Source organism: Candidatus Paracaedibacteraceae bacterium, from assembly GCA_019636055.1.
Taxonomy (GTDB): Bacteria; Pseudomonadota; Alphaproteobacteria; order Paracaedibacterales; family Paracaedibacteraceae; genus Paracaedibacter.
Map to the genome: position 1 here is coordinate 208,259 of JAHBYH010000001.1, position 21,207 is coordinate 229,465.

General features: G+C 42.3%; 21 protein-coding genes and 1 tRNA gene. 12 read left to right on the forward strand and 10 right to left on the reverse strand.

The genetic code is table 11. From position 1 onward, the window contains the following. Positions 1 to 41: 41 nt before the first annotated feature. From gpmI to KF820_00930, 4 genes are all read right to left on the reverse strand, one after another. Complete coding sequence (gpmI, locus tag KF820_00915) at positions 42 to 1,523, reverse strand: 2,3-bisphosphoglycerate-independent phosphoglycerate mutase (GenBank protein MBX3456910.1); 1,482 nt, start codon at positions 1,521 to 1,523, stop codon at positions 42 to 44. Continuing rightward, positions 1,513 to 2,535 carry a metal-dependent hydrolase gene (locus KF820_00920; protein MBX3456911.1) on the reverse strand — a complete coding sequence of 341 codons (1,023 nt, stop codon included), beginning with the start codon at positions 2,533 to 2,535 and terminating at the stop codon, positions 1,513 to 1,515. Before KF820_00920 ends, gpmI begins: the two co-directional genes overlap by 11 nt. A gap of 17 nt (positions 2,536 to 2,552) precedes the next feature. Beyond that, positions 2,553 to 2,629: transfer RNA gene (locus KF820_00925), tRNA-Arg, on the reverse strand. A gap of 46 nt (positions 2,630 to 2,675) precedes the next feature. Beyond that, positions 2,676 to 3,578 carry an EamA family transporter gene (locus KF820_00930; protein MBX3456912.1) on the reverse strand — a complete coding sequence of 301 codons (903 nt, stop codon included), beginning with the start codon at positions 3,576 to 3,578 and terminating at the stop codon, positions 2,676 to 2,678. Between the two features lie 313 nt (positions 3,579 to 3,891). Here KF820_00930 and mnmA point away from each other — a divergent pair, with 313 nt between their 5' ends. From mnmA to KF820_00950, 4 genes are all read left to right on the forward strand, one after another. Beyond that, a complete protein-coding gene (mnmA, locus tag KF820_00935) occupies positions 3,892 to 5,010 on the forward strand; it encodes a tRNA 2-thiouridine(34) synthase MnmA (protein MBX3456913.1) in 1,119 nt (372 codons plus the stop codon). Beyond that, on the forward strand, positions 4,980 to 5,645 hold the full coding sequence (gene ispD / locus KF820_00940) for a 2-C-methyl-D-erythritol 4-phosphate cytidylyltransferase (protein MBX3456914.1): 666 nt from the start codon (positions 4,980 to 4,982) through the stop codon (positions 5,643 to 5,645). The genes mnmA and ispD overlap by 31 nt, the downstream gene beginning before the upstream one ends. Beyond that, positions 5,645 to 6,130 (forward strand): 2-C-methyl-D-erythritol 2,4-cyclodiphosphate synthase, encoded by a 486-nt coding sequence (ispF, locus tag KF820_00945; GenBank protein ID MBX3456915.1) that lies wholly within the window; start codon positions 5,645 to 5,647, stop codon positions 6,128 to 6,130. Before ispD ends, ispF begins: the two co-directional genes overlap by 1 nt. A gap of 261 nt (positions 6,131 to 6,391) precedes the next feature. Continuing rightward, positions 6,392 to 7,918, forward strand: a complete 1,527-nt coding sequence (locus tag KF820_00950; protein MBX3456916.1) for a DEAD/DEAH box helicase — start codon at positions 6,392 to 6,394, stop codon at positions 7,916 to 7,918. A gap of 36 nt (positions 7,919 to 7,954) precedes the next feature. Here the strand turns inward: KF820_00950 and KF820_00955 are convergent, their stop codons facing one another. The 4 genes from KF820_00955 to KF820_00970 form a co-directional block, all read right to left on the reverse strand. Continuing rightward, complete coding sequence (locus KF820_00955) at positions 7,955 to 9,094, reverse strand: glycosyltransferase family 4 protein (protein ID MBX3456917.1); 1,140 nt, start codon at positions 9,092 to 9,094, stop codon at positions 7,955 to 7,957. Between the two features lie 99 nt (positions 9,095 to 9,193). Then, entirely contained in the window at positions 9,194 to 10,774 is a 1,581-nt protein-coding gene (locus tag KF820_00960; GenBank protein ID MBX3456918.1) for a hypothetical protein, read from the reverse strand. Between the two features lie 9 nt (positions 10,775 to 10,783). Then, on the reverse strand, positions 10,784 to 11,782 hold the full coding sequence (locus KF820_00965; protein ID MBX3456919.1) for a nitronate monooxygenase: 999 nt from the start codon (positions 11,780 to 11,782) through the stop codon (positions 10,784 to 10,786). Beyond that, on the reverse strand, positions 11,745 to 12,980 hold the full coding sequence (locus KF820_00970) for an aspartate kinase (protein ID MBX3456920.1): 1,236 nt from the start codon (positions 12,978 to 12,980) through the stop codon (positions 11,745 to 11,747). Before KF820_00970 ends, KF820_00965 begins: the two co-directional genes overlap by 38 nt. A 76-nt stretch (positions 12,981 to 13,056) precedes the next feature. On the opposite strand from KF820_00970, the gene ubiG reads away from it, so the two are divergent. Further along, on the forward strand, positions 13,057 to 13,809 hold the full coding sequence (gene ubiG / locus KF820_00975) for a bifunctional 2-polyprenyl-6-hydroxyphenol methylase/3-demethylubiquinol 3-O-methyltransferase UbiG (protein MBX3456921.1): 753 nt from the start codon (positions 13,057 to 13,059) through the stop codon (positions 13,807 to 13,809). Between the two features lie 6 nt (positions 13,810 to 13,815). Here the strand turns inward: ubiG and KF820_00980 are convergent, their stop codons facing one another. Both KF820_00980 and ddpX read right to left on the reverse strand, forming a co-directional pair. Beyond that, positions 13,816 to 14,136, reverse strand: coding sequence for a DUF1476 domain-containing protein (locus KF820_00980; GenBank protein ID MBX3456922.1), 321 nt, complete (start codon positions 14,134 to 14,136; stop codon positions 13,816 to 13,818). A 61-nt stretch (positions 14,137 to 14,197) separates the two neighbouring features. Then, a complete protein-coding gene (gene ddpX, locus KF820_00985) occupies positions 14,198 to 14,728 on the reverse strand; it encodes a D-alanyl-D-alanine dipeptidase (protein MBX3456923.1) in 531 nt (176 codons plus the stop codon). Here ddpX and tsaB point away from each other — a divergent pair. The 7 genes from tsaB to KF820_01020 all read left to right on the forward strand — a co-directional run bounded on the left by tsaB (position 14,696) and on the right by KF820_01020 (position 21,204). Beyond that, a complete protein-coding gene (gene tsaB / locus KF820_00990; GenBank protein MBX3456924.1) occupies positions 14,696 to 15,355 on the forward strand; it encodes a tRNA (adenosine(37)-N6)-threonylcarbamoyltransferase complex dimerization subunit type 1 TsaB in 660 nt (219 codons plus the stop codon). The genes ddpX and tsaB overlap by 33 nt on opposite strands. Continuing rightward, positions 15,352 to 15,780 carry a GNAT family N-acetyltransferase gene (locus KF820_00995; protein MBX3456925.1) on the forward strand — a complete coding sequence of 143 codons (429 nt, stop codon included), beginning with the start codon at positions 15,352 to 15,354 and terminating at the stop codon, positions 15,778 to 15,780. The genes tsaB and KF820_00995 overlap by 4 nt, the downstream gene beginning before the upstream one ends. Before the next feature lie 195 nt (positions 15,781 to 15,975). Beyond that, positions 15,976 to 16,428 (forward strand): MucR family transcriptional regulator, encoded by a 453-nt coding sequence (locus tag KF820_01000; protein ID MBX3456926.1) that lies wholly within the window; start codon positions 15,976 to 15,978, stop codon positions 16,426 to 16,428. Between the two features lie 99 nt (positions 16,429 to 16,527). Next, positions 16,528 to 17,679 carry a serpin family protein gene (locus KF820_01005; GenBank protein MBX3456927.1) on the forward strand — a complete coding sequence of 384 codons (1,152 nt, stop codon included), beginning with the start codon at positions 16,528 to 16,530 and terminating at the stop codon, positions 17,677 to 17,679. Between the two features lie 140 nt (positions 17,680 to 17,819). Continuing rightward, complete coding sequence (groES, locus tag KF820_01010) at positions 17,820 to 18,107, forward strand: co-chaperone GroES (protein ID MBX3456928.1); 288 nt, start codon at positions 17,820 to 17,822, stop codon at positions 18,105 to 18,107. 161 nt (positions 18,108 to 18,268) lie between these two features. Beyond that, positions 18,269 to 19,921 carry a chaperonin GroEL gene (gene groL, locus KF820_01015; protein ID MBX3456929.1) on the forward strand — a complete coding sequence of 551 codons (1,653 nt, stop codon included), beginning with the start codon at positions 18,269 to 18,271 and terminating at the stop codon, positions 19,919 to 19,921. A gap of 272 nt (positions 19,922 to 20,193) precedes the next feature. Then, positions 20,194 to 21,204 (forward strand): hypothetical protein, encoded by a 1,011-nt coding sequence (locus tag KF820_01020; GenBank protein MBX3456930.1) that lies wholly within the window; start codon positions 20,194 to 20,196, stop codon positions 21,202 to 21,204. Positions 21,205 to 21,207 lie beyond the last annotated feature (3 nt).

Sequence of the window (21,207 nt, forward strand, 5' to 3'; positions counted from 1 at the left end):
GAATGACGTAATTCCATTAGTAAATCAATAGGTTGATTACTTTAACCAATCAATGAAGAACCGGTCATCTCGGGCGATTTTTGTATTGCCATTAAGTCTAGAATTGTCGGCGTGATATCTTTTAACCCGCCGTCCTTAACCGTTGCAGCGTCACTATTCATTAAGACAAATGGTACCGGATTTAACGTATGCGCGGTGTGAACACCCCCTGTCTCGGGATCGATCATCAACTCAACATTGCCATGATCCGCCGTAATAATCATCACATACTCATTAACCTTAGAGGATTGCTCCAAGCGCCCTAAACATGAATCAACTGTTTCAACCGCTTTGACAATGGCTTTCTGAATACCTGTATGTCCAACCATATCCGGATTCGCAAAATTACAAACTACGAGGGAATAATCACCTAATGCCAGAGCAGCCTCTAATGAATCAGTTAATTCGAAAGCTGACATTTCAGGCTTTAAATCATAAGTTGCAACGTTGGGTGATGCAATCATTTGACGGTCTTCCCCCGGATAAACCTCTTCACGACCACCATTCAAAAAGAATGTCACATGGGCATATTTTTCTGTTTCAGCTGCTCTAAACTGCTTAAGTCCTGCCCTCGATACCAATGCCCCCAGTGTATCTTGGATATTTTCTTTCTTAAATAGGGTGAGCATTCTGGGTGATAAATCAGCAGAATATTCAACCATACCCATTATTTGTGCTAAACGCGAATCGTCAATCAGCTTGGATAAAATCTGTCGCATCCGATCTGCACGAAAATTCCCGACAAACAAACTGTCACCCTCAGAAAAACCAGCATAATCTTGATGACTTGCCGGAAGAATAAACTCGTCAAAAACACCGGCGTTATAACTATCTTTAATATATTGGACAGGATCCGTAAAGCTTGCTCTGGCACCGTCACCAATGACCTGTATGGCAGCATCAATTCTGTCCCAGCGCTTATCACGATCCATCCCATAGTAACGCCCACTTAATGTCACAATTTGGATATCATATCCCCGACAATCATCCACAAATTTTTGAACATACATTGCTGCTGAATCAGGTGGCGTATCCCTGCCATCTAAAAACCCATGCACCTTAATTGAAAATCCCGCCTTAGCCATTTCCACAGCACAATAAGCCATCTGATCTTGATGAGAATGAACACCACCATCAGACAAAAGCCCCATGATATGAATCGTTTTATTGCGAGCAGATTCTATGAATTGCTTCCAAGCCGAAAGCCCTGTTAATTCATGGCGATTGATTGATTCATTAATTCGTGGAAGTTCTTGCAAAACAACCCGACCACTACCAATCGTCATATGGCCAACCTCTGAATTCCCCATTTGACCTTCAGGCAATCCCACATTCAATTCAGACGCTTGCAATAAACTATGCGGATACGTTGTTAAAATGCGATCCCAATTTGGTGTACTGGCCATTGCAATTCCATTATGGTCAACAGCATTACGGATTCCCCATCCATCCAAAATGCACAAAAGAACCTTATTACTCACGATATTTCTCCAATAATTTCTTTGGATCGTCGCCAAAACTGCAGTTCATCACGTCATAGACCCAACTAAGAATTTTTCCTTTATATAAACTAGAAAGAGAGGATCTAAATAGAGTGACATGATGCCCCCCATCAACAGATTCAATCCCCCAAATTCCCGGCTCGGCTGCCCCCGGCATACCGAATCTTAAATCGTAAAGTTTTATTGAGTGATGATCCCGTTGGATCAGACATTCCCCTGCACAGAACCATAGATACATTTGAACATCCTGTAATTTCATAAAATCTGCGGATTTTTCTGCATCATCCCGATAACTGAACCACTGAATTGGATATTTAGCTCCCGGATAAGTCGTAACAAGGCCAATCTTAACGTCATTTGAGCTGTGCGCTACAACACGACGTAAATGAATCTGGAACAGAGTTGGATAACTTTCAAGCCGATACGAATCACCCAAATCATCTCGCGCTTGCTGCAACGCAGATGAATTACAGGAAATGCCATAAAATAAATAGCTCGTCGTCAATAATAAGACAAACGAGGTCAACGTCCGAACAAGCTTATCCCATGGTATAATAAGCCCAAGGATTACAACAATTAACAACGGCACTGAATATAATAAATCAACAACAGGAATAGCCCCTAAACTAAACCGATAATTTGATACAGGGTTGAGAAGTTGCGTTCCATAATGCGTAAAAACATCTAATAACGGATGGGTTATCAATGCCCAAAAAATTAACCACATCCAAGACCAATAATCATCGGTCTTATACAATCGACGCATCAAGATCGCAGCAATTGGCGCAACAAGTGGTGCAAAAAATAAGGAGTGGGTAAAACCACGATGGTATAATTGTTCAGCAAAGGGATTACCGGAAAATTTTACAAGGACATCCAAATCAGGAAGCATCCCGTAGATCCCCCCCCACAAAACGGCTTTTCGCCCTAGTTTGTGTTGAAATCCAGCCTGACCAACAGCGGCCCCTAGGATACCTTGAGTAACTAAATCCATGAAAGTTCCAATATGTATGGTGCGATCGGCGGGATTCGAACCCACGACCTACGGATTAGGAATCCGTCGCTCTATCCTGCTGAGCTACGACCGCATCTTGTCCCACATTACCACAGTACAGGAGAATCAGCCAAGATGATTTACGCTACTTTTTTGAGTTCCGGCTCGTCAAGAATTTTTGAATCAACAACCGTCTGAACACGCCATTGATTGACAATCAGCCCCACAAAAATCATAGCAGACGCAATCATGTTCATCTGGGTAAACTGTTCCCCTAATATCAAGGAGGCAAACGTAATACCGAAAACAGGAACAAGTAATGAGAATGGCGCGACTTTATGCGGCGGATAAGATTTTATTAGAACAGCCCAAAGCGTTGCCCCAACCCAAGATGAAACACATGCTGTATAGGCTAAACACAACCACCCTATTGTTGTCATCGTCTGAATACTTGCAATGACGACATCCCATCCTTCAGAATATACACTCACCAAAAACATTGGGATAGGTGGTATAACTGATGACCACGCTGTCATCGCAAACATATCCACATCTCCAACCATTCGATACAAAATATTTGCAATGCCCCAAGCCACAGCTGCCGATAAAATTAAAATAAACCCAAGCGTTGAACTCTGATCTTGCGTATCCACAGCAATTAGAATCATACCAACCGCAGCAATTGTCATTCCTATCAGTTGATTTGGTTTAATCTTTGATTTAAAGATTAAAAATGAAAATAGCAGAGTGAAAAAAGCTTGGCTTTGCAAAACAAGTGATGCTAGCCCAGCCGACATCCCATAATGAATCCCCATAAACATCAAGGTAAACTTAAAAACTCCAAGCGTCAGACCGATTCCGATAATCATTGTCCAACTTGTTTTTGGCTTAGCAATGAACAAAGCCGGCAGTGCGGCAATTGCAAAACGGCCGGCTCCGTATAAATAAGGTGGCATCTCATTAAGGCCTGCCTTAACGGCAATAAAATTAAAACCCCAGACCGCAGCGACTAGGATTGCCATAGCAATATGATGGAAAGACATAAAACACCAAACTTACCCTTTTGTGGGCAATGAAATTTTTGATTATAACGCAACAATCTTAGCACAATATCGCCTTATTTGCAAACATTAAGGACATATGAACTCTTTAAAATTAATCTACAATAAAAGAATTATTATCCCTTAATTTCAAAAATTAACAACAGGCAAAATATAATCATTTTCTAGAAACATTTAACAAGAAAAAATTAAATCAAACAAAATGACCGTATAATACTTAACGGGGTATTTTTATTAGCATTTATTCTCAACATTCCCTATATTGTTCATAAGACAAACAACACAGAAAAAAGCAATGACTCATAAGTTTAAACTCGATGGAATTCCTGATGGCGCCTTGGTTGCAGTAGCAATGTCCGGGGGCGTTGACTCATCTGTGACAGCAGCCCTTATGGTCGAAGCTGGCTACCAAGTCATTGGCATTACCTTACAACTTTATGATCATGGTCAAATGATTGACAAAAAAGGTGCGTGTTGTGCCGGCCAAGATATTTACGATGCTCGGACAGTTGCAGACAAACTTGGCTTTCCTCATTATGTTCTCGATTATGAAAGCATTTTCAAACAAAGTGTCATGGATGATTTTGCAGACAGTTATTTGAATGGAGAGACCCCTATTCCCTGCGTTCGATGCAACCAGAAAGTCAAATTCAAGGATCTGCTAACAACATCTCGTGAATTAGGAGCTCAAGCTTTAATTACCGGACACTATGTTCAACGTTTACCCGGACAGGACCGCAGTGAACTTCACCGCGCCCTTGACCCAAGCCGAGATCAAAGCTATTTCCTATTTACAACAACTCAAGATCAACTTGATTATTTGCGGTTTCCACTGGGTGGCATTCCCAAAACAGAAACACGGGACTTGGCGCATCGCTTTGGGCTCAAGGTTGCGAATAAACCTGACAGTCAAGATATCTGCTTTGTCCCCAACGGAAACTATGCCTCAGTAGTAGAACGCTTACGGCCCGGCGCTCTTGATTCAGGTGATATCGTCCATATGGATGGTCGAGTTCTGGGACAACACCAAGGGATCATCAATTACACGGTTGGGCAACGCAAAGGCCTTGGCGTTTCCGCAAGCGACCCCTTGTATGTTATTCAGATTGATCCAATCAAAAAACAAGTTATTGTTGGCCCAAAAGAAGCTCTTGCTAAACATCAGATTTTAGTGCGTGATGTCAACTGGTTAGAAAATGAATCCCGATTTGACAACCCCCTTAGTTTAATAGTAAAAATACGATCAACACACCCTGGTATTCCGGCAACGATCAAACGTCTGTCTTCTACCGAGGCTCTAGTCGAGTTCCAAGAACCAGAATACGGAGTTTCAGCAGGTCAGGCTTGTGTTTTTTATGAGGATTCAAGAGTTTTGGGGGGCGGATGGATCGCACGGGAATCAATAAAAAAATAGCCGCTATCATTGTCGCTGCAGGAAAAGGCTCACGTTTTGGGTCAAGCATCCCAAAACAATATTCGCAATTGGGCACAAAGCCTCTGATTCGTCACAGCATCGAAACTTTTCTAGAAATAGGGATCAAGGACATTATTGTCGTCATTCATCCCGACCACTATGAGTATTACGAAAAGGCCCTATCTGATTTAAATCTGCATGAACCAGCCTTAGGAGGCGCCACACGCGGTGAATCGACGCTTGCTGGCCTCAAAGGCTTACGCGATATCAACCCAGATTTTGTTCTTGTTCATGATGCAGCCCGCCCTTTTGTCGACATTCCCTTGGTTCGTCGCGTCATTAATGGTCTAGAATCAGGACAAGGTGTCATCCCAGCCATTGAAGTAACCGACACTGTTAAGCTTGTCGCCCATTCCAAAGTATTGCAGACTCTCCCCCGTGAAAGTTTATGGCGCGCCCAAACCCCTCAAGGTTTTGATTATAAGACCATCATGGGATGTTTTGATCAAATTACAGATTACTCATTCACAGACGAGGCATCACTGCTCGAGTTATGTAATATCCCTGTGACTGTTGTCCAAGGATCTGGTGAAAACGTAAAAATAACATTCTCTAGCGATTTACGGGGGCATTAATGGACTTTCGCATTGGCAATGGCTTTGATGTGCATACTATTGGATCGGGTGACGGCGTTACCCTAGGTGGAATATTCATCCCTTGCAGTTTTTCCTTAATTGGCCACTCAGACGCCGATGTGGTTCTCCATGCGATTACAGATGCCATCTTGGGGGCTGTGTGCCTCGGAGATATTGGCCAACATTTCCCCCCCAGTGATCCGCAATGGAAAGGGGCAGATTCTACCCTATTCTTAAAACATGCGCAGAAACTAGCCCTTGATATGGGATTTAAAATTAATAATATTGACGTCACTGTTATTGGTGAATCCCCGAAAATATCACCACATCGCGATACAATACGCCAACGAATTAGCGAAATCCTTTTAATAGATATCTCGCGCATCAGCGTTAAAGCGACAACAACAGAAAAATTAGGATTTACCGGACGCGGTGAAGGATTAGCCGCCTTAGCAACGACCATGTTAAGTAACACCAACAATTAACAAACAATGACTTGACATTTTGTCTCGAGTCCCCCATAACATGGTAGGATGATTCTATACTTCTTCATGAATGACATATTGGTCTGGTTTTGAATTGGTATAACTTTACACTTGTAAAGTGGATCAAATACTAACTCATACCAAGTATATGAAAAAAGTATATACACGAATTCATCAGGACTGGATCGCATTGCGTCACTCTTGGGTATAATTGTATTACTGACTTCTAACAATTGGTATACATTATATAAAAGAGAAAAAATGACTACATTTCAATCTCTTGGCCTTCCAGCCGAGATCTTGTCCGCTATTGAACGCCTCAACTTCACAGCACCAACACCAATTCAAGCTCAGACGATTCCTTTGGCTCTTGAAGGGCATGACGTTTTGGGCTCAGCCCAAACAGGAACAGGTAAAACAGCAGCCTTTTCTTTGCCTTTATTAGCCTATTTGATGGCTAATCCAAAAAATACAGCCTTGATTATGACACCGACCCGCGAACTTGCTCAGCAAGTCATGGACAGCATGCGTACATTTATGAGCAAAGAAAGCCGTATTTGGATGGCCCTGTTAATCGGCGGTGATTCCATGGGCAAACAATTACAACAACTCAGACAACGCCCACGCTTGATTATCGGAACACCCGGTCGTATTAACGACCACTTGGAACGTGGTACACTCAGCCTTGATAAAACAGGATTCCTCGTTCTTGACGAAACAGATCGTATGCTTGACATGGGATTCGTTGTTCAATTAGAACAAATTGCAAAATATATGCCTGAAAAGCGTCAAACCTTGATGTTTTCAGCAACAATTGCGCCGAACATTGAACGTCTAGCTGGTCGTTATCTGGTTGACCCTCAACGCATTTCTGTTGGATCAACAATCAAAGCATCAGACAACATCACTCAAGAAGTGGTTAAAACAACCGAAGGTGATAAGTTTGGATTATTGGTTGACGCCCTCAATGAAAAACAAGGTAGCTTTATCGTTTTCGTTAAAACAAAAATGAATACAGAGAAATTAGCAAAACGCTTGAATGACGAAGGTCACTCAGCCGAAGCCATTCATGGTGATTTGCGTCAACGTAAGCGTTCCAACGTTATCCACGCCTTCCGCAAAGGAAAGAATCGTATTTTGGTTGCAACGGACGTTGCAGCACGTGGTCTTGACATTCCGCACATTGAATATGTTGTGAACTTTGACCTACCACAAGCACCAGAAGACTTTATTCACCGTATTGGCCGCACAGGGCGCGCCGGAGCAGAAGGAACAGCCATCAGCTTTGTTTCCGCACCAGAAGCCAGCAAATGGCGTGCAATTTGCCGCCTAATGCATCCGGAAGATCGCAATAAGCATGCCATTGATTTTGGTAAAGAAGGTCGTGAAGACCGTGGTGGTGGCCGTGGTCGCAATCGCAACCGCCGTCGTGACAATGACAACCGTGATCGCAATACCGATGGGCGTCGCAGAGATTTTGACGGTCGTGACCGCGGTAATGACAACCGTGATCGCAACAATGATGGTCGCCGCAAAGATTTTGATAGTCGGGACCGAGGTACAGACAATCGTCGCCGTGACAATGATAACCGTCGCCCATCTGCACCAAAATCAGAAGACTTTGGATCAGTGCCAACAGCTGAAAGAAAATTCCGTGACAAGCCACGTGCGGACAAGGTAAAGAGCGCAAACACACCTAACCGTGGCAGCAAAAAGCCAAGCAGCCGAGGAAAGTTTTCTAATGGCAGTGGTAAAAAATTTGCAACAGGCGGACGTAAAAGCCGATAAGTGATTTCTCGCCTCTCCCCTTGTGGGAGAGGTGAGCTATATCATCTGCCGGTACAGCGCTAACGTCTCATCATACATTCTCTCAGCTGTAAAGTTCTTAAGAATATGCTGACGAGCACTTTTTTCCATAGCTTGCTTTTCACCTGTAGACATATCGATGACCTTTTCTATCCGATTAATCAACGCATCAAGGTCAGCTTCAGGGATAACATATCCGGTTTTTTCTTCATCAATCAATTCAGCCACAGCACCAATATCACACGCAATCACGATTTTTGCCATCGCACCTGCTTCAGCCGTAATCCGACCATAAGTTTCAATATGAGACGTTGGAAACAGAACCAAATCAGACACAGCATAAGCCAAAGGAATATTTTTAAAATCCTTGACCAACCTAACACGTTCAGACACGCCTAACTCCTCGGCGAGATCTAAGAGAGATTGCGATAACTCTGTCCGTCCTTGATCGGATCCTGCGAGAACAAGGTAAAGTTTGGGATTATGCTTCAGGCGCCCTAAAGCTTGGACAGCCAGATCAAAACGCTTAGCTTTGGCAATACGCCCCACCATCAACATCACAAATGCATCATCGGGGATACACCATTCTTTACGTTGTACAGAAATATCCTCTTTTGTAAAACGCTCTGGGTTCAATAACCCATTGGCATCAACCCCCGGATAAATCTTATGAATTTGTGGCTTTAAATGACCATGACGTTCTTGCACCAACCGCGTGACAAAATCGGAAATGCTAACCACACATTTGCCACGCGCCATCGATGAATTATACCAGTTTTTTAATGGTACGTTTACATGATAGGCACCATGATAGGTCGTAATATAGGGTTTGCTTGATATTTTCGATGCAACCCATGCACTCCATGCAGGGGCTCTCGATCGGGCATGCAACAAGTCAACCCCCAACTCTTTGACGATTTTTGCTAAACGAAAACCGTTAAGGATAATTTTAAATGGGTTCTTAGTCGCCAAGGGCAAAGTGATATGCTTAACCCCACGATTTTCTAGCTCTGCTTGAAGTAACCCACCTTGGGATGCAACATAGGTCGGCACATCATCATATTGCGCTAGGAAACCTGCTGTGTCTATGGTAACACGCTCAACGCCTCCGCTATTAAATTTAGGGACAAGTTGAAGGATGACGGGTTTTTTAGACATGATGGTGCTCATTATTCATTCAAATTTCTGTTATGGAGAAGGGACAAGCAAATAGATATTTATGTCCCCCTCCCCCCTAAAGAGGGGAGAGGTATTTTATTACTGACCGGCAGCAATCGCAGCAGCACCACCGGCAACACCGCCAGCAGCAGCACCGGCAAGAAGACTAATAGGAACAACTTGCTCAATTTCAAGAACAGAATTGCCTTTTGAATCCTTAGACTCCTTAGCCATACTTCTCAGTGTTGTCTTAGCCAATGACGCATAGAGCGGTAGTTGCGTCTTAAGGTCCGGATTGACCATATCGGCCATTTCCGGATCATTGAACAACTTAGCCGTATAGGCTTCGAAATCCGCAAACAATTGATCTGCATTTGTCACGCGTAAAACCGCTTTAATGTTTCCATCTTTTGAATCAACGGTTAGTTTGGCACCATACAAATCACAATAAATGTCAAGCAACGCATTACCTTCCAGACGGGATGGTTCTGCATCCACATCTAACTTAGCGCCAATATTCCCCATACTGACAAGATCAGGTGCATGATTGGTCAGAGTGATCTTAACCTTCTGGATCAATTTTTCTGATTCTTGTTGCATATCAGGGGTAACAGGCATATTTTGACGTAATGATTCAACAATAATATCAGGTAACTTATCTTGGAATTCTTTGGATGACGTTCCATTGATATCCAATTTACCTTTTACCCGACCTTCTGGAAGTGATGTCGGAACATCAGCATCAATTAAAGTATTAATTTTAGCACCCAAGAGTTGGTCTTGGCCATCAATAAAGAATTTAACCCCCTTTAGTTTGACCAAAAGTGACGCAAATTCGGCTTGTTTAGCTGCTTCATCAGACAAGGTCAAGGACGTTATAATTGAATCAATGATTGCATTAAAATCAGTCTCAATAGAAATCGTCGATGTCTTATCTCGTTTCAAACCTTTGAGTAACGGAGAGGGTTTAATTTGACTGAACGCTTCTTTCATTCCTGGCACATCTTGCGGTAAATATGCCGCAAACGCATCAAAAATGGCTGCTATATCTGATTGCTCACCCTTTACAGCATTAAACAGAGTTACCTTCTTCCCAAGTTCAGATGGCTTAACCTCGACACTTGACTCTATAGAGTCCGCAGAAAACATAGCGTTATTAGAACCTTCTACACGCATATCAACATTATTTCCTGACGTTTTTACCCCCGTGACGTACTCTTTGATAAATTGCGCCAGACTCTTATCTTTCAACGTCGGAGTTGACGACAACTCAACAATGGTTTCCCCCTTATAATTTGACAAAATATAGGATGATTTTTGTCCTTTGAAATCAACAACGACCCGATTATCCTTAGCCCGACTAAAGATTGTCATCTTTTTATTTAATGGTGAATAATGAATTTCAAAAGGATGTTCATTTCTAATCTTCAGAGTCGGTATTTGAGCATCAGTAGCTTTATTAATTAGATCCGGCACCTCAGAAAGGTCAATTGTGAACCCTGCAACATCCACAGTAAATGTATAAGGTTTAATTTGAACACTGTCTGCTTTGAACATACTGCCATGTTCCAGTGCATCTTTCAGATATCTTGCTTCTGTAGCAAATTTTTGAGTTGCATAAAAGTACCCGCCACCGCCAATTAGGGCAACAACAGCAGCTGAAGCTAGAACCTTCTTCATTTATCTCTCCTATTGACGCGCCAGAAATTCTGACGCTTGATTAATTAGATCATCCATAATAATTTGTGTCGGCTGTTCATCTTTGACAAGTCCAACGCTTTGCCCCGCCATAACAGAGCCACTTTCAATATCCCCATCGATAACAGCACGGCGCAAAGCTCCACCCCAAAAATGTTCAACATGAAGTTGTGCTTCTTTCAAGTCAACTTCGCCAGCATCTAATTTATTAATCATTTCTCGCTGGAATTCCGCAAATTTTTTAGAAGCATCATTTTCCAAAGCCCGCACAGGAATAACAGGCAATCGCGAATCTAATTGGACTGATGCTACGGCATCGCGAGCACTTGCACGTATAAAAGCTTTTTTAAAGGCAGGATGGGCTTGACACTCCGTTGCACACACAAAGCGCGTTCCCAACTGAACACCAGATGCCCCCATCAAAAGATAATTGGCGATGGCTTCACCCCGGCCAATACCGCCTGCAACAAAAACGGGAACGTCGGTTATATGGGGCAAGATTTCTTGAGCTAAAACGCTTGTTGATACAGGACCAATATGTCCACCGGCTTCTGAACCTTCAATGACGATCGCATCACATCCCAAACGCACAAGCTTTTTAGCCAGAGTCAATGTTGGAGCAAAACACATGAGCTTAAGACCGGCCTCTTTGATTTTTGCAATAGCATCAGCAGGAGGAAGTCCCCCCGCTAAAACCACATGACTCACTTGATTGTTGATACAAACATCAATCAACTCCATCAAATCAGGGTGCATTGTGATCAAATTCACGCCAAATGGCTTACTTGTCATTGCTTGTGTTGCCTTAATTTCAGCATCTAACAAATGGACAGGCATCGCACCACAGGCAATCACACCAAATCCACCAGCGTTCGAAATAGCAGAAACAAGATTACGTTCTGACACCCAGCTCATGGCACCACCAAGGATTGCGTGTTCAGTTCCTAAAAAATCACAGCCGCGCTGCCACAGATTGTTTAATGTTTTCATCGATTCGATCCAAATTAAAATAAGTGTGTAAATAGTGCACAAGTTGTATTGCTTGTGATTCTGGCACAGCAACACTAATTCTGGAAGCTGTAATTTTCACTAAGAACGACGATAGCTTCATCGTCTTAAGCATTTCAGGAAGAGTTTGGCTATATCCGCCTTCTTCTAACATTCCTCGCCCAACCACAGAAACCTTAGCAAGATCAGGATCAACAGTTAATTTATTCGGTTGAATCCCCTGCTCTTCCAAGATCAACCTCGTCTGGGTTAGTTGTCCTGCCGGAATCAACATTTCAATCACATGACACGAGGGCAATGATGTTACCATCACTTCATGTTGAATATCAGCTTCCTTAAGGAATTCGCGAGTTGTACGCAATTCTTGACAATCTTTATCAAGAACAGAAAAAGAAATCTTTAACCACCCCATAGAATGGGCTATCCCACTAATACCAGTTTCTGCTATAGCTTCCTGAGGGATTACCATTGTTCCCGGTTGGTCAGAAAAACTGGATAAAACCTGAACAGGGGTTCTTGAAACCAATGCCGTCGCAACCGAGCGTGGGTGAAGGACTTTCGCGCCTTGTGCCGCTAATTCAAGCATTTCCTCATAAGAAATTGCATCTAATTTACGCGCCATTGGTACAACCCGTGGGTCTGCAGTATAAACCCCATCCACATCCGTGTAAATATCACAGCGGTCAGCATCCACAGCTGCGGCCAAGGCAACAGCAGTTGTATCCGAACCGCCGCGTCCTAATGTTGTAATGCGATTATCGTCTGTAATTCCTTGAAAGCCTGCAACAACCGGAACAACACCTTCAGCCCAACAATCTTCAAAAATCTGAGAGTCAATATCTTCGATAATTGCAGTACCATGTTGGCTATTTGTTCGAATAGGAACCTGCCACCCCATACAAGATCGAGATTTCAACCCTATTTGTTGCAACGCCAAAGCCAATAGCCCTGTCGTAATTTGCTCCCCCGTTGCAACAACAGCATCATATTCAGCCAAAGATTCATAACCACCTAAAGACTTAGCATAGCCAACCAACTGATTGGTAACCCCTGCCATAGCAGAAACAACAACGATAACATTGTCACCAAGCTCAACCTGTCGACGCACCTTAAGGGCGACTTGCTCTAACCGAGCAATGTCTGCAACTGATGTCCCCCCAAATTTCATGACTATACGCACGATGTCGTCTCTCTTTAAACTTGTTGTATAGTGTGCCATACTCTTACAACAGACAACAAGACCCGTGGGGATTTAAATGTCATCCGCAACAATTAACACACTCGACACTGAAGAAATTGCGCGCTTTTCAAAAATTTCGTCCACATGGTGGGATGAAACTGGCCCATTCAAGCCCCTTCATCACATGAATCCGACCCGTTTGCAATACGTTACGCAGCAAATTGCTCAGTGCTACTTTCAAAATACGGATATTTCCCATAACTTTCAAGGACTATCCATCGTTGACATTGGTTGTGGCGGCGGATTAATGGCTGAACCGCTAACCCGCCTTGGCGCACAAGTTACAGGAATCGATGGCAGTGAAAAAACAATAGATGTTGCAACCTCTCACGCAAAGTTAATGGAACTTGATATTGATTATCGCTGTACCACGGCCGAAGTTTTGGCCGAAACCGGCGTTCAGTATGATGTTGTCCTAGCCCTCGAGATTGTCGAACATGTAGCAGATGTTCCTGGGTTTATTAAAACGTGCCAAAGCTTAGCAAAACCCGGCGGCCTTGTGATTTTCTCAACATTGAACCGCACAGCAAAATCTTATGCGGTCGCAATTCTTGGTGCTGAATATATTATGAGATGGTTACCCATCGGAACCCATGAGTGGAAGAAATTCCTAACCCCTGGGGAGTTGGGCAGCCACATGCGCAATGCAGACCTTCAGTTAACAGACATCTCCGGCATGGCGTTTAATCCCTTGAGTTGGTCGTGGAGCCTGTCAAAAGACCTAAATGTTAATTATTTCATCAGCAGTAAGAAACAACATATAGATTAAAATAATCTAACTCGATTTCTTATCAACAGCTGCCTCGGCATTCAATAATTGCGTTTCAATCTCTTGGCGTGTAACAGGGATGCCGTGGTAGTCAAAGTCAATCATGAGTTTGCGAATGATATCATTGTCACCAGGTTCCTCTAGATCTGAAAAAACAACCTCGGTCGCATAACGCACCGCATCATCACCCTTATACCCAAAAAGACTAGCTGCCCACATCCCCACGATTTTGTCGCGCATGGCTATCCGCTGAAAGGAATGACGATCACATTCTGCGTATTGACGGCTATTACCCTTATCGTTTGTACTGTCTAAATACCCACTCATCTTATCCCCCCATGCAATAATATTGTACATTCAGAATAAGCATAAATGAGTTAACAAAAACTTACCGACTCTTAATTAGGTCAAACTCCCGTGGCTTAAACAGTTGATAATGCCACCACTCATTCACATAAAAATCCCAGCCAGCACTCATCATAATTCCCAACAACATATAACGATTTCGGGATGCTTCCGGAGAGATCTGCTGGCTTCCATGATGGGAAGATAGATCAAAACTATCAAAAGGTGTCCCCATATCTAACTCTTGACCGTCTTTATCTATCAAAGTCAAGTCCACAGCAACCCCCCGCGTATGGTGCGAACCACTCGCAGGGTTAGCAATATAATCAGGGTTCGGACAAACATCCCACAACCGTTCCTGCGCATACTGAGGACGATGCGCATCTAAAACCTTAAAGCGATATCCCTGCGCATCAGCCAAAACAATTGCTTTTTCAAGCAACGTTAATGCTTCCGGCCGCAAAAAACACCGCGAACAATCATAAATTGTTTGCCTCGTAAAATTATTCTCTGTTGCATAACGCATATCTAGGATTATATTATGAGTAACTTCAGTGATTTCAACGAGCGACATTTTTTACTCCTCCTATTCAAGATGACCAAAGATACCATAATCCTTAGCTTTGATACAACCGGGCGTCAAGATTCAATTGCGTTAAAATATAGCAATACTGTTGATGTCAGACTTCTTCCTCAAGGAGGGAGCGGATTGCAATCAGCGATTCTTGTCCCTGAACTTCAAAAACTACTTCAAGACCACGATCTAAATTTTACTGACGTAACAACTTTATGCACCCTAACAGGCCCCGGTTCATTCACAGGAATACGTATTGGCCTTGCGACAGCCCAAGGTCTAAAATTAGCAAAACCAATCACGATCTTTGCCCCAACAACTTTAGAGGTTTTACATAACCTAACAGGTTATACATCAGTTATAGATTCACTGCGCGGCGATTTTTTTGTCCGTCATCAAGGGGAAAACCAAATCCTAAGCCTTGAAGACTTAAAAGACCTGATCGGCAAAAATCCAATCGCATCAACACAATCGATTGATCAACTCGACACAGTCGTTGTAACACCCCCTATGGCAGAACTTCTCATTCAATTTTACGAACGGTGTCCAGATAAAAACGCCTTTCCAAATTTAGAGCCATTTTACATTCGAACCCCCGAATTTGCTAAGAAAAAAGCAGATCTATGATTCAGTTATCAGCACACTACTCTAAATTATTACATGAAATACATAGCCTCAGTGTTGATCCTGCTTGGTCGGAACACTCATTCAATTCACTTTTGGCTCTTCCGACTGTTTTTTGTTTTGCCAATGATAACCTAAGTTGCTTTATCCTATACTCCGTTACAGATGATGATGCTGAGATATTAACATTGGCAACCCATCCCGATTATCGACGCCAAGGTCTAGCAAGGATCTTACTCAATGAATCATTCATCTATCTGCGTCATTGCGGTGTAAAAACGCTTTTTCTTGAGGTTGATGTATCCAATACCCCCGCTATAAATCTATACAAAACCCTTGATTTTCAACTTTATGGAACCCGAAAAAACTACTATAAAAATTCTGATGGACTATTATCCGATGCCCTATTAATGCGAAAATTTTTTTAAGACATTTCATTACCACCAATCCTATAAAATTGGAATTAGATTTCAAAAAAAACAACCTTTAGACAAGGTATGAAAATATAAGTAAGAAATTGATTCTTATCTAATTTTTTAACATCAAATAAGCTATTGACAACTTATAGTAAAGCGTATTTTTATGACTATAATTCATTATAATTTTTTACTTAAAGGAACATCATGTCACTCGATTTAGTTTATGATCAAACAATAGAAAAATCAGATATTCTAGAGTTTACTACCGCTATCGTTTCTGCACATTTATCCAGTCGAGAGACAGACCCAACTGAAATTCCCAATCTTATTCGAACAATTCATCAAACATTGGTTGATTTGTCCGATACGCTAAAGCCATTACAAAGCAGACCCACCACTCCTGCAGTTCCAATCGATCAATCTGTTCAACCGGATTATATTGTTTGTCTCGAAGATGGTCGCCACTTACGCATGCTAAAACGCCACTTAAATACGGCCTATGGGATGAGCGTCGAAGAATATAAGGCTCGTTGGGGACTTCCGGCTGACTATCCAAGTGTTGCGCCAAACTATTCCAAACGTCGCAGTTCTATCGCAAAAAGTAACGGCCTTGGTAATACCCCCAAAAAGAAAGCACAAAAAGCAATCGCTGCTTAATATTGCAACCTTTAAAATGGTGGATTAATCCACCATTTTTTTGGTAAAATAAAATTAGTTTTAGATAAAGTAATTTAAAAATGATTAAAAGGCAGTCCTATGAAAAACTTCATATACGGATTTCTCACAGCTGTAGTATTATCCCCATCAACAGCAAATGACAAACACACACCGATATCAAGTTTTACACAAGGACTCTATAATCCCCCCTTAAAAACACAAACCACATCCTCGTCAGTTAGCACTTTTGGCATTAACTATACACTTGAATGTCTTGCTGCTATTCTCTCTCCAGAACAAGGCAAATTTCTCAACGAAATTCGGACGTACACTCAATTTAACGGTTCCCCTCAAGAACTGGGTGAACTCGCTAATGAACTGGCTCAGCATATGACAGTTGGAGTTTATGCCTATACTCAGACAGGACTCCCCTATAATCAAAATGCCTTAAAAACACTAAAAGATGTCGGTGCAACCAATATAGAAATTGACTTTACCCAACCGGAACGCGCCTCTAAAACCATTAATGATCGTATCGCTACAGACACTCAAAACCGAATTCAAAATCTAGTAACATCTGCAGATATAAAGCCGGGAACTGCGCTGGGATTACTCAATACTCTTTTCGTAAAAACCCCATGGAAAGAAACGTTTACTGCGGATAAAATTGATTTTATTTCAGGCAAAACAATAACTGAGGTTAAATCCCTTACCGGGACAGTCCAAACCAAAGTAATGGAAACAGACGAATTCACTCTTTTTGCTATTGATACAGAAAAAAATACATTCTCACTTTTAATCAAACTCCCTAAAAACCACCATCAACAAACGTCAATAACAGCTGACGATATCCAACGCTTGGCTCATGATGGAAAATTCAATCGTGCAACCCTCAACGTCCCCTATGTTTCAATGGAATCAACCATTGACCTAAAAGATCAACTTCAATCGTCTCTCCCTACCCTTTTAGGTGACAATTTCTTTAAGACAACCCTCATCAATCAAGATTTGAAAATAGGCACATTTAAACAAAAAGTGGTTATAAAATGGGATCACAATGGATTCGAAGGAGCAGCAGCAACCTTCATGGCTATGGTTATGCGCGCTATGCCCATGACACCCCCCATTACAATCACCGTCAACAAACCATTTTCCTTTGTCTTTGTCTATAACGACAAAAAAACAAAGAACCTCGTGCCCTTATTTTCCGGAGAGATCAAAGACGCAAAACCCTTGGTACAAACCTCATAATTTTTGCCTCTATCAATCCAAGGTTACTATAACATTTCTCGGGCAAAAAGATGATCCGCCCCTTGACAGCATTTTAAATATATGAGATAAAGTTAGCACTCCCTGATGGTGAGTGCTGATAGTAATTAATGGAGAAACAAATGAAATTCAGACCGCTACATGATCGCGTTCTTGTAAAACGCATTGAATCCGAAGAAAAAACAAAGTCCGGAATCATTATCCCTGATACAGCCAAAGAAAAACCGCAAGAAGGTGAAGTAATGGCTACTGGATCAGGTATGCGCAAAGAAGATGGGTCCTTGATCGCCCTTGACGTTAAAGTCGGAGATCGTGTCCTATTTGGCAAGTGGTCCGGTACTGAAATTAAAATTGATGGTGACGAATTTTTGGTTATGAAAGAATCCGACATCATGGGAATCATGAACTAACACCTCGGAAATAGTCCTACGGCGAATTCTGAGGAACACCGGCTTTGCACGCCTACTAATGTAGGCTTACGCAGCTTCGTCCTTGAATCCATCCGTATTACTTATTTCTGATAATTGGTACTAGCAAATCTAAAAACCTATCCATTTAAAGGAGAAAAATTATGGCTGCAAAAGATGTACGTTTTGGCGCAGAAGCCCGTGAACGCATGCTACGTGGTGTCGACATTCTAGCCGACGCTGTGAAAGTTACCCTTGGACCAAAAGGTCGCAACGTTGTTATCGAAAAATCTTTTGGTGCACCACGCATCACAAAGGACGGTGTTTCCGTTGCTAAAGAAGTCGAACTATCAGACAAGTTTGAAAATATGGGCGCCCAAATGTTGCGCGAAATCGCCTCCAAGACATCCGATTTGGCTGGTGACGGTACGACAACAGCAACCGTTTTAGGTCAAGCTATCGTTCGCGAAGGGATCAAAGCTGTTGCCGCCGGCATGAACCCAATGGATCTACGCCGTGGTATCGAATTGGCTGTTGACACAATCGTGACAGACCTCAAGTCACGCGCTAAAAAAGTTTCCACATCCGATGAAATCGCCCAAGTCGGAACCATTTCCGCTAATGGTGAAGTCGAAATCGGCGAAATGCTTGCCAAAGCTGTAGAAAAAGTTGGTAAAGAAGGTGTTATTACCATCGAAGAAGCAAAATCTCTCCACACAGAACTTGATGTTGTTGAAGGTATGCAATTCGATCGCGGTTATATCAGCCCGTACTTTGTGACAAATTCAGAGAAAATGATTGCTGACTTAGAGAACCCATTTATCTTGATCCACGAAAAGAAAGTTTCCACATTGCAACCGATGCTGCCAATCTTGGAAGCTGTTGTTCAATCCGGTCGCCCGCTCTTGATTATTGCTGAAGACGTTGAAGGTGAAGCATTGGCAACTCTCGTTGTGAACAAACTTCGTGGCGGATTGAAAGTTGCTGCAGTTAAAGCACCTGGTTTTGGTGATCGTCGTAAAGCAATGCTTGAAGATATCGCAATTCTAACAGGTGGTACCGTTGTATCCGAAGATGTTGGCATTAAACTTGAAAACGTGACCATGGACATGCTGGGAACAGCCAACAAAGTTGCCATTACAAAAGATGACACAACCATCGTAAACGGCGCTGGCGACAAGAATCAAATCGATGCACGTTGCAACCAAATCCGTGCTCAAATCGAAGAATCCTCTTCTGATTATGACAAGGAAAAATTGCAAGAACGCCTTGCTAAACTTGCTGGTGGTGTTGCTGTTATCCGTGTTGGTGGTGCAACCGAACTTGAAGTTAAAGAACGCAAAGATCGTGTTGAAGACGCCATGCATGCAACACGCGCAGCTGTCGAAGAAGGCATCGTTCCTGGTGGTGGTGTGGCCTTGCTTTATTCTCTTCGTAAACTCGAAGGTCTAAAGACAGCAAACAACGACCAAGAAGTTGGTATCAAAATCGTTCGCCAAGCTTTGTCTGCCCCGTGCCGTCAAATTGCGTTTAACGCCGGTCAAGATGGTTCCGTTATCGTCGGGAAAATCACAGACGCCAACGACGTCAACTTTGGGTATGATGCTCAACAAGACCGCTTTGGTAATATGTTTGAATTCGGTGTTATCGATCCTGTTAAGGTTGTTCGTACAGCTCTACAAGACGCAGCATCCGTTGCAAGCTTGTTGATCACAACAGAAGCGATGATTGCTGAAAAACCTGAACCAAAGGCACCTGCTGCTGGTGGCGGAATGTCAGGCATGGGTGGTATGGGCGGAATGGGCATGGATTACTAATACAAAATCCCAGATTACCTGATCTAAGCGGTTTTATCTGAGATCGACCTACTCACCTACTTCATGTAGGCTCCGTGGGCCTCTTCATCAAAACCACTTATCTAAGTTAGTCTGGAACTTGGTATCCACGCTTATCTCTGCTAAAAAATAAAAAGCCTCCGTTAAGGAGGCTTTTTTATAAGGATGTTACTTATTAAAGTTCGCCCCTGTTGACCTCATCGGCTTTTGATCTTACGATAAAGATCATTAGAGGAATTGATCTGAGGCACCCCGTGAAATCATTATTTTTTTATATAGCTTTTCTTTTTCCTCTCAATGCTCAAGACTTAATTATAGAGCCTGATGACGGTACAGCACCAATCCTGCAAGCCATTGAGTCAGCACAATCATCCGTCGATATTGCAATCTATCGACTTGATCATATGGATGTGATGAGTTCCCTTAAACAAGCCCGGTTACGGGGTGTTCAAGTACGAATCATTCTTAATCCACCAATAAATACATCAAATCTACAATCTGAAGTCGATTTGACCCCTGCATGGGAAAAGTTGAAAAAAAATGAAGAAACAGCCAAACATCTCAGAGAAAATGGGATTGGCGTCTACTACGCATCATTGGAAAATATTATCTTATTTCACACAAAACTGATGATCATTGATAGTAAAGCAGCCTTTGTCATGACATTTAATATGAATCAAAGTGGTCTTAACTGTGGTCGAAATTTTGGCTATATAACGCGGAAGTCAGAACAAGTTGAAGATCTAACATCTTATTTTAATAGTCAAATAACAAGAGAATCATTACCGCTCGCCCTAACAACTATCTGTTTTGACCCTAATTATCAACGGGACTTTATCTTACTTTACATACTGCAAACCAATAAAACGCTAGAGCTTTATCAAGCCTGCTTAGTAGATCGTGAAATGGCGCTTTATTTACACTTACTGGCAAGTATTGGTAAAAAAATTCGGATTCTATTTACGCCTGACTTATTTGGTAAAGACGAAACTTCTTATATCCGTGAGAAACTCCATGAGGTTGGCGTTGAATTTCACTACATGACGTCCCCCTATGTCCATGCAAAGTTGATCATTCGTGATGGTGAATCAATGCTGATTACGTCCTGCAATTTTTGGGCAGATGGACTTGATCGAAGTGGTGAGTTGTCTTTAATTATTGATGATACTGAGGCTATCGACAAAGCAAAAACAGTATTTGATACAGACTGGAAAAATGCAACATCTAGCTGGACTGCAACAACAAATAGTTCTAGTTTAGAGTGATGC

Excerpts from the sequence above, each read along its gene's own strand:
- KF820_00920 (MBX3456911.1), bottom strand. The coding sequence starts at position 2,535 with ATGGATTTAGTTACTCAAGGTATCCTAGGGGCCGCTGTTGGTCAGGCT.
- KF820_00930 (MBX3456912.1), bottom strand. The coding sequence starts at position 3,578 with ATGTCTTTCCATCATATTGCTATGGCAATCCTAGTCGCTGCGGTCTGG.
- mnmA (MBX3456913.1), top strand. The coding sequence starts at position 3,892 with ATGACTCATAAGTTTAAACTCGATGGAATTCCTGATGGCGCCTTGGTT.
- ispD (MBX3456914.1), top strand. The coding sequence starts at position 4,980 with ATGGATCGCACGGGAATCAATAAAAAAATAGCCGCTATCATTGTCGCT.
- ispF (MBX3456915.1), top strand. The coding sequence starts at position 5,645 with ATGGACTTTCGCATTGGCAATGGCTTTGATGTGCATACTATTGGATCG.
- KF820_00950 (MBX3456916.1), top strand. The coding sequence starts at position 6,392 with ATGACTACATTTCAATCTCTTGGCCTTCCAGCCGAGATCTTGTCCGCT.
- KF820_00955 (MBX3456917.1), bottom strand. The coding sequence starts at position 9,094 with ATGTCTAAAAAACCCGTCATCCTTCAACTTGTCCCTAAATTTAATAGC.
- KF820_00960 (MBX3456918.1), bottom strand. The coding sequence starts at position 10,774 with ATGAAGAAGGTTCTAGCTTCAGCTGCTGTTGTTGCCCTAATTGGCGGT.
- KF820_00965 (MBX3456919.1), bottom strand. The coding sequence starts at position 11,782 with ATGAAAACATTAAACAATCTGTGGCAGCGCGGCTGTGATTTTTTAGGA.
- ubiG (MBX3456921.1), top strand. The coding sequence starts at position 13,057 with ATGTCATCCGCAACAATTAACACACTCGACACTGAAGAAATTGCGCGC.
- KF820_00980 (MBX3456922.1), bottom strand. The coding sequence starts at position 14,136 with ATGAGTGGGTATTTAGACAGTACAAACGATAAGGGTAATAGCCGTCAA.
- tsaB (MBX3456924.1), top strand. The coding sequence starts at position 14,696 with ATGAGTAACTTCAGTGATTTCAACGAGCGACATTTTTTACTCCTCCTA.
- ddpX (MBX3456923.1), bottom strand. The coding sequence starts at position 14,728 with ATGTCGCTCGTTGAAATCACTGAAGTTACTCATAATATAATCCTAGAT.
- KF820_00995 (MBX3456925.1), top strand. The coding sequence starts at position 15,352 with ATGATTCAGTTATCAGCACACTACTCTAAATTATTACATGAAATACAT.
- KF820_01000 (MBX3456926.1), top strand. The coding sequence starts at position 15,976 with ATGTCACTCGATTTAGTTTATGATCAAACAATAGAAAAATCAGATATT.
- KF820_01005 (MBX3456927.1), top strand. The coding sequence starts at position 16,528 with ATGAAAAACTTCATATACGGATTTCTCACAGCTGTAGTATTATCCCCA.
- groES (MBX3456928.1), top strand. The coding sequence starts at position 17,820 with ATGAAATTCAGACCGCTACATGATCGCGTTCTTGTAAAACGCATTGAA.
- groL (MBX3456929.1), top strand. The coding sequence starts at position 18,269 with ATGGCTGCAAAAGATGTACGTTTTGGCGCAGAAGCCCGTGAACGCATG.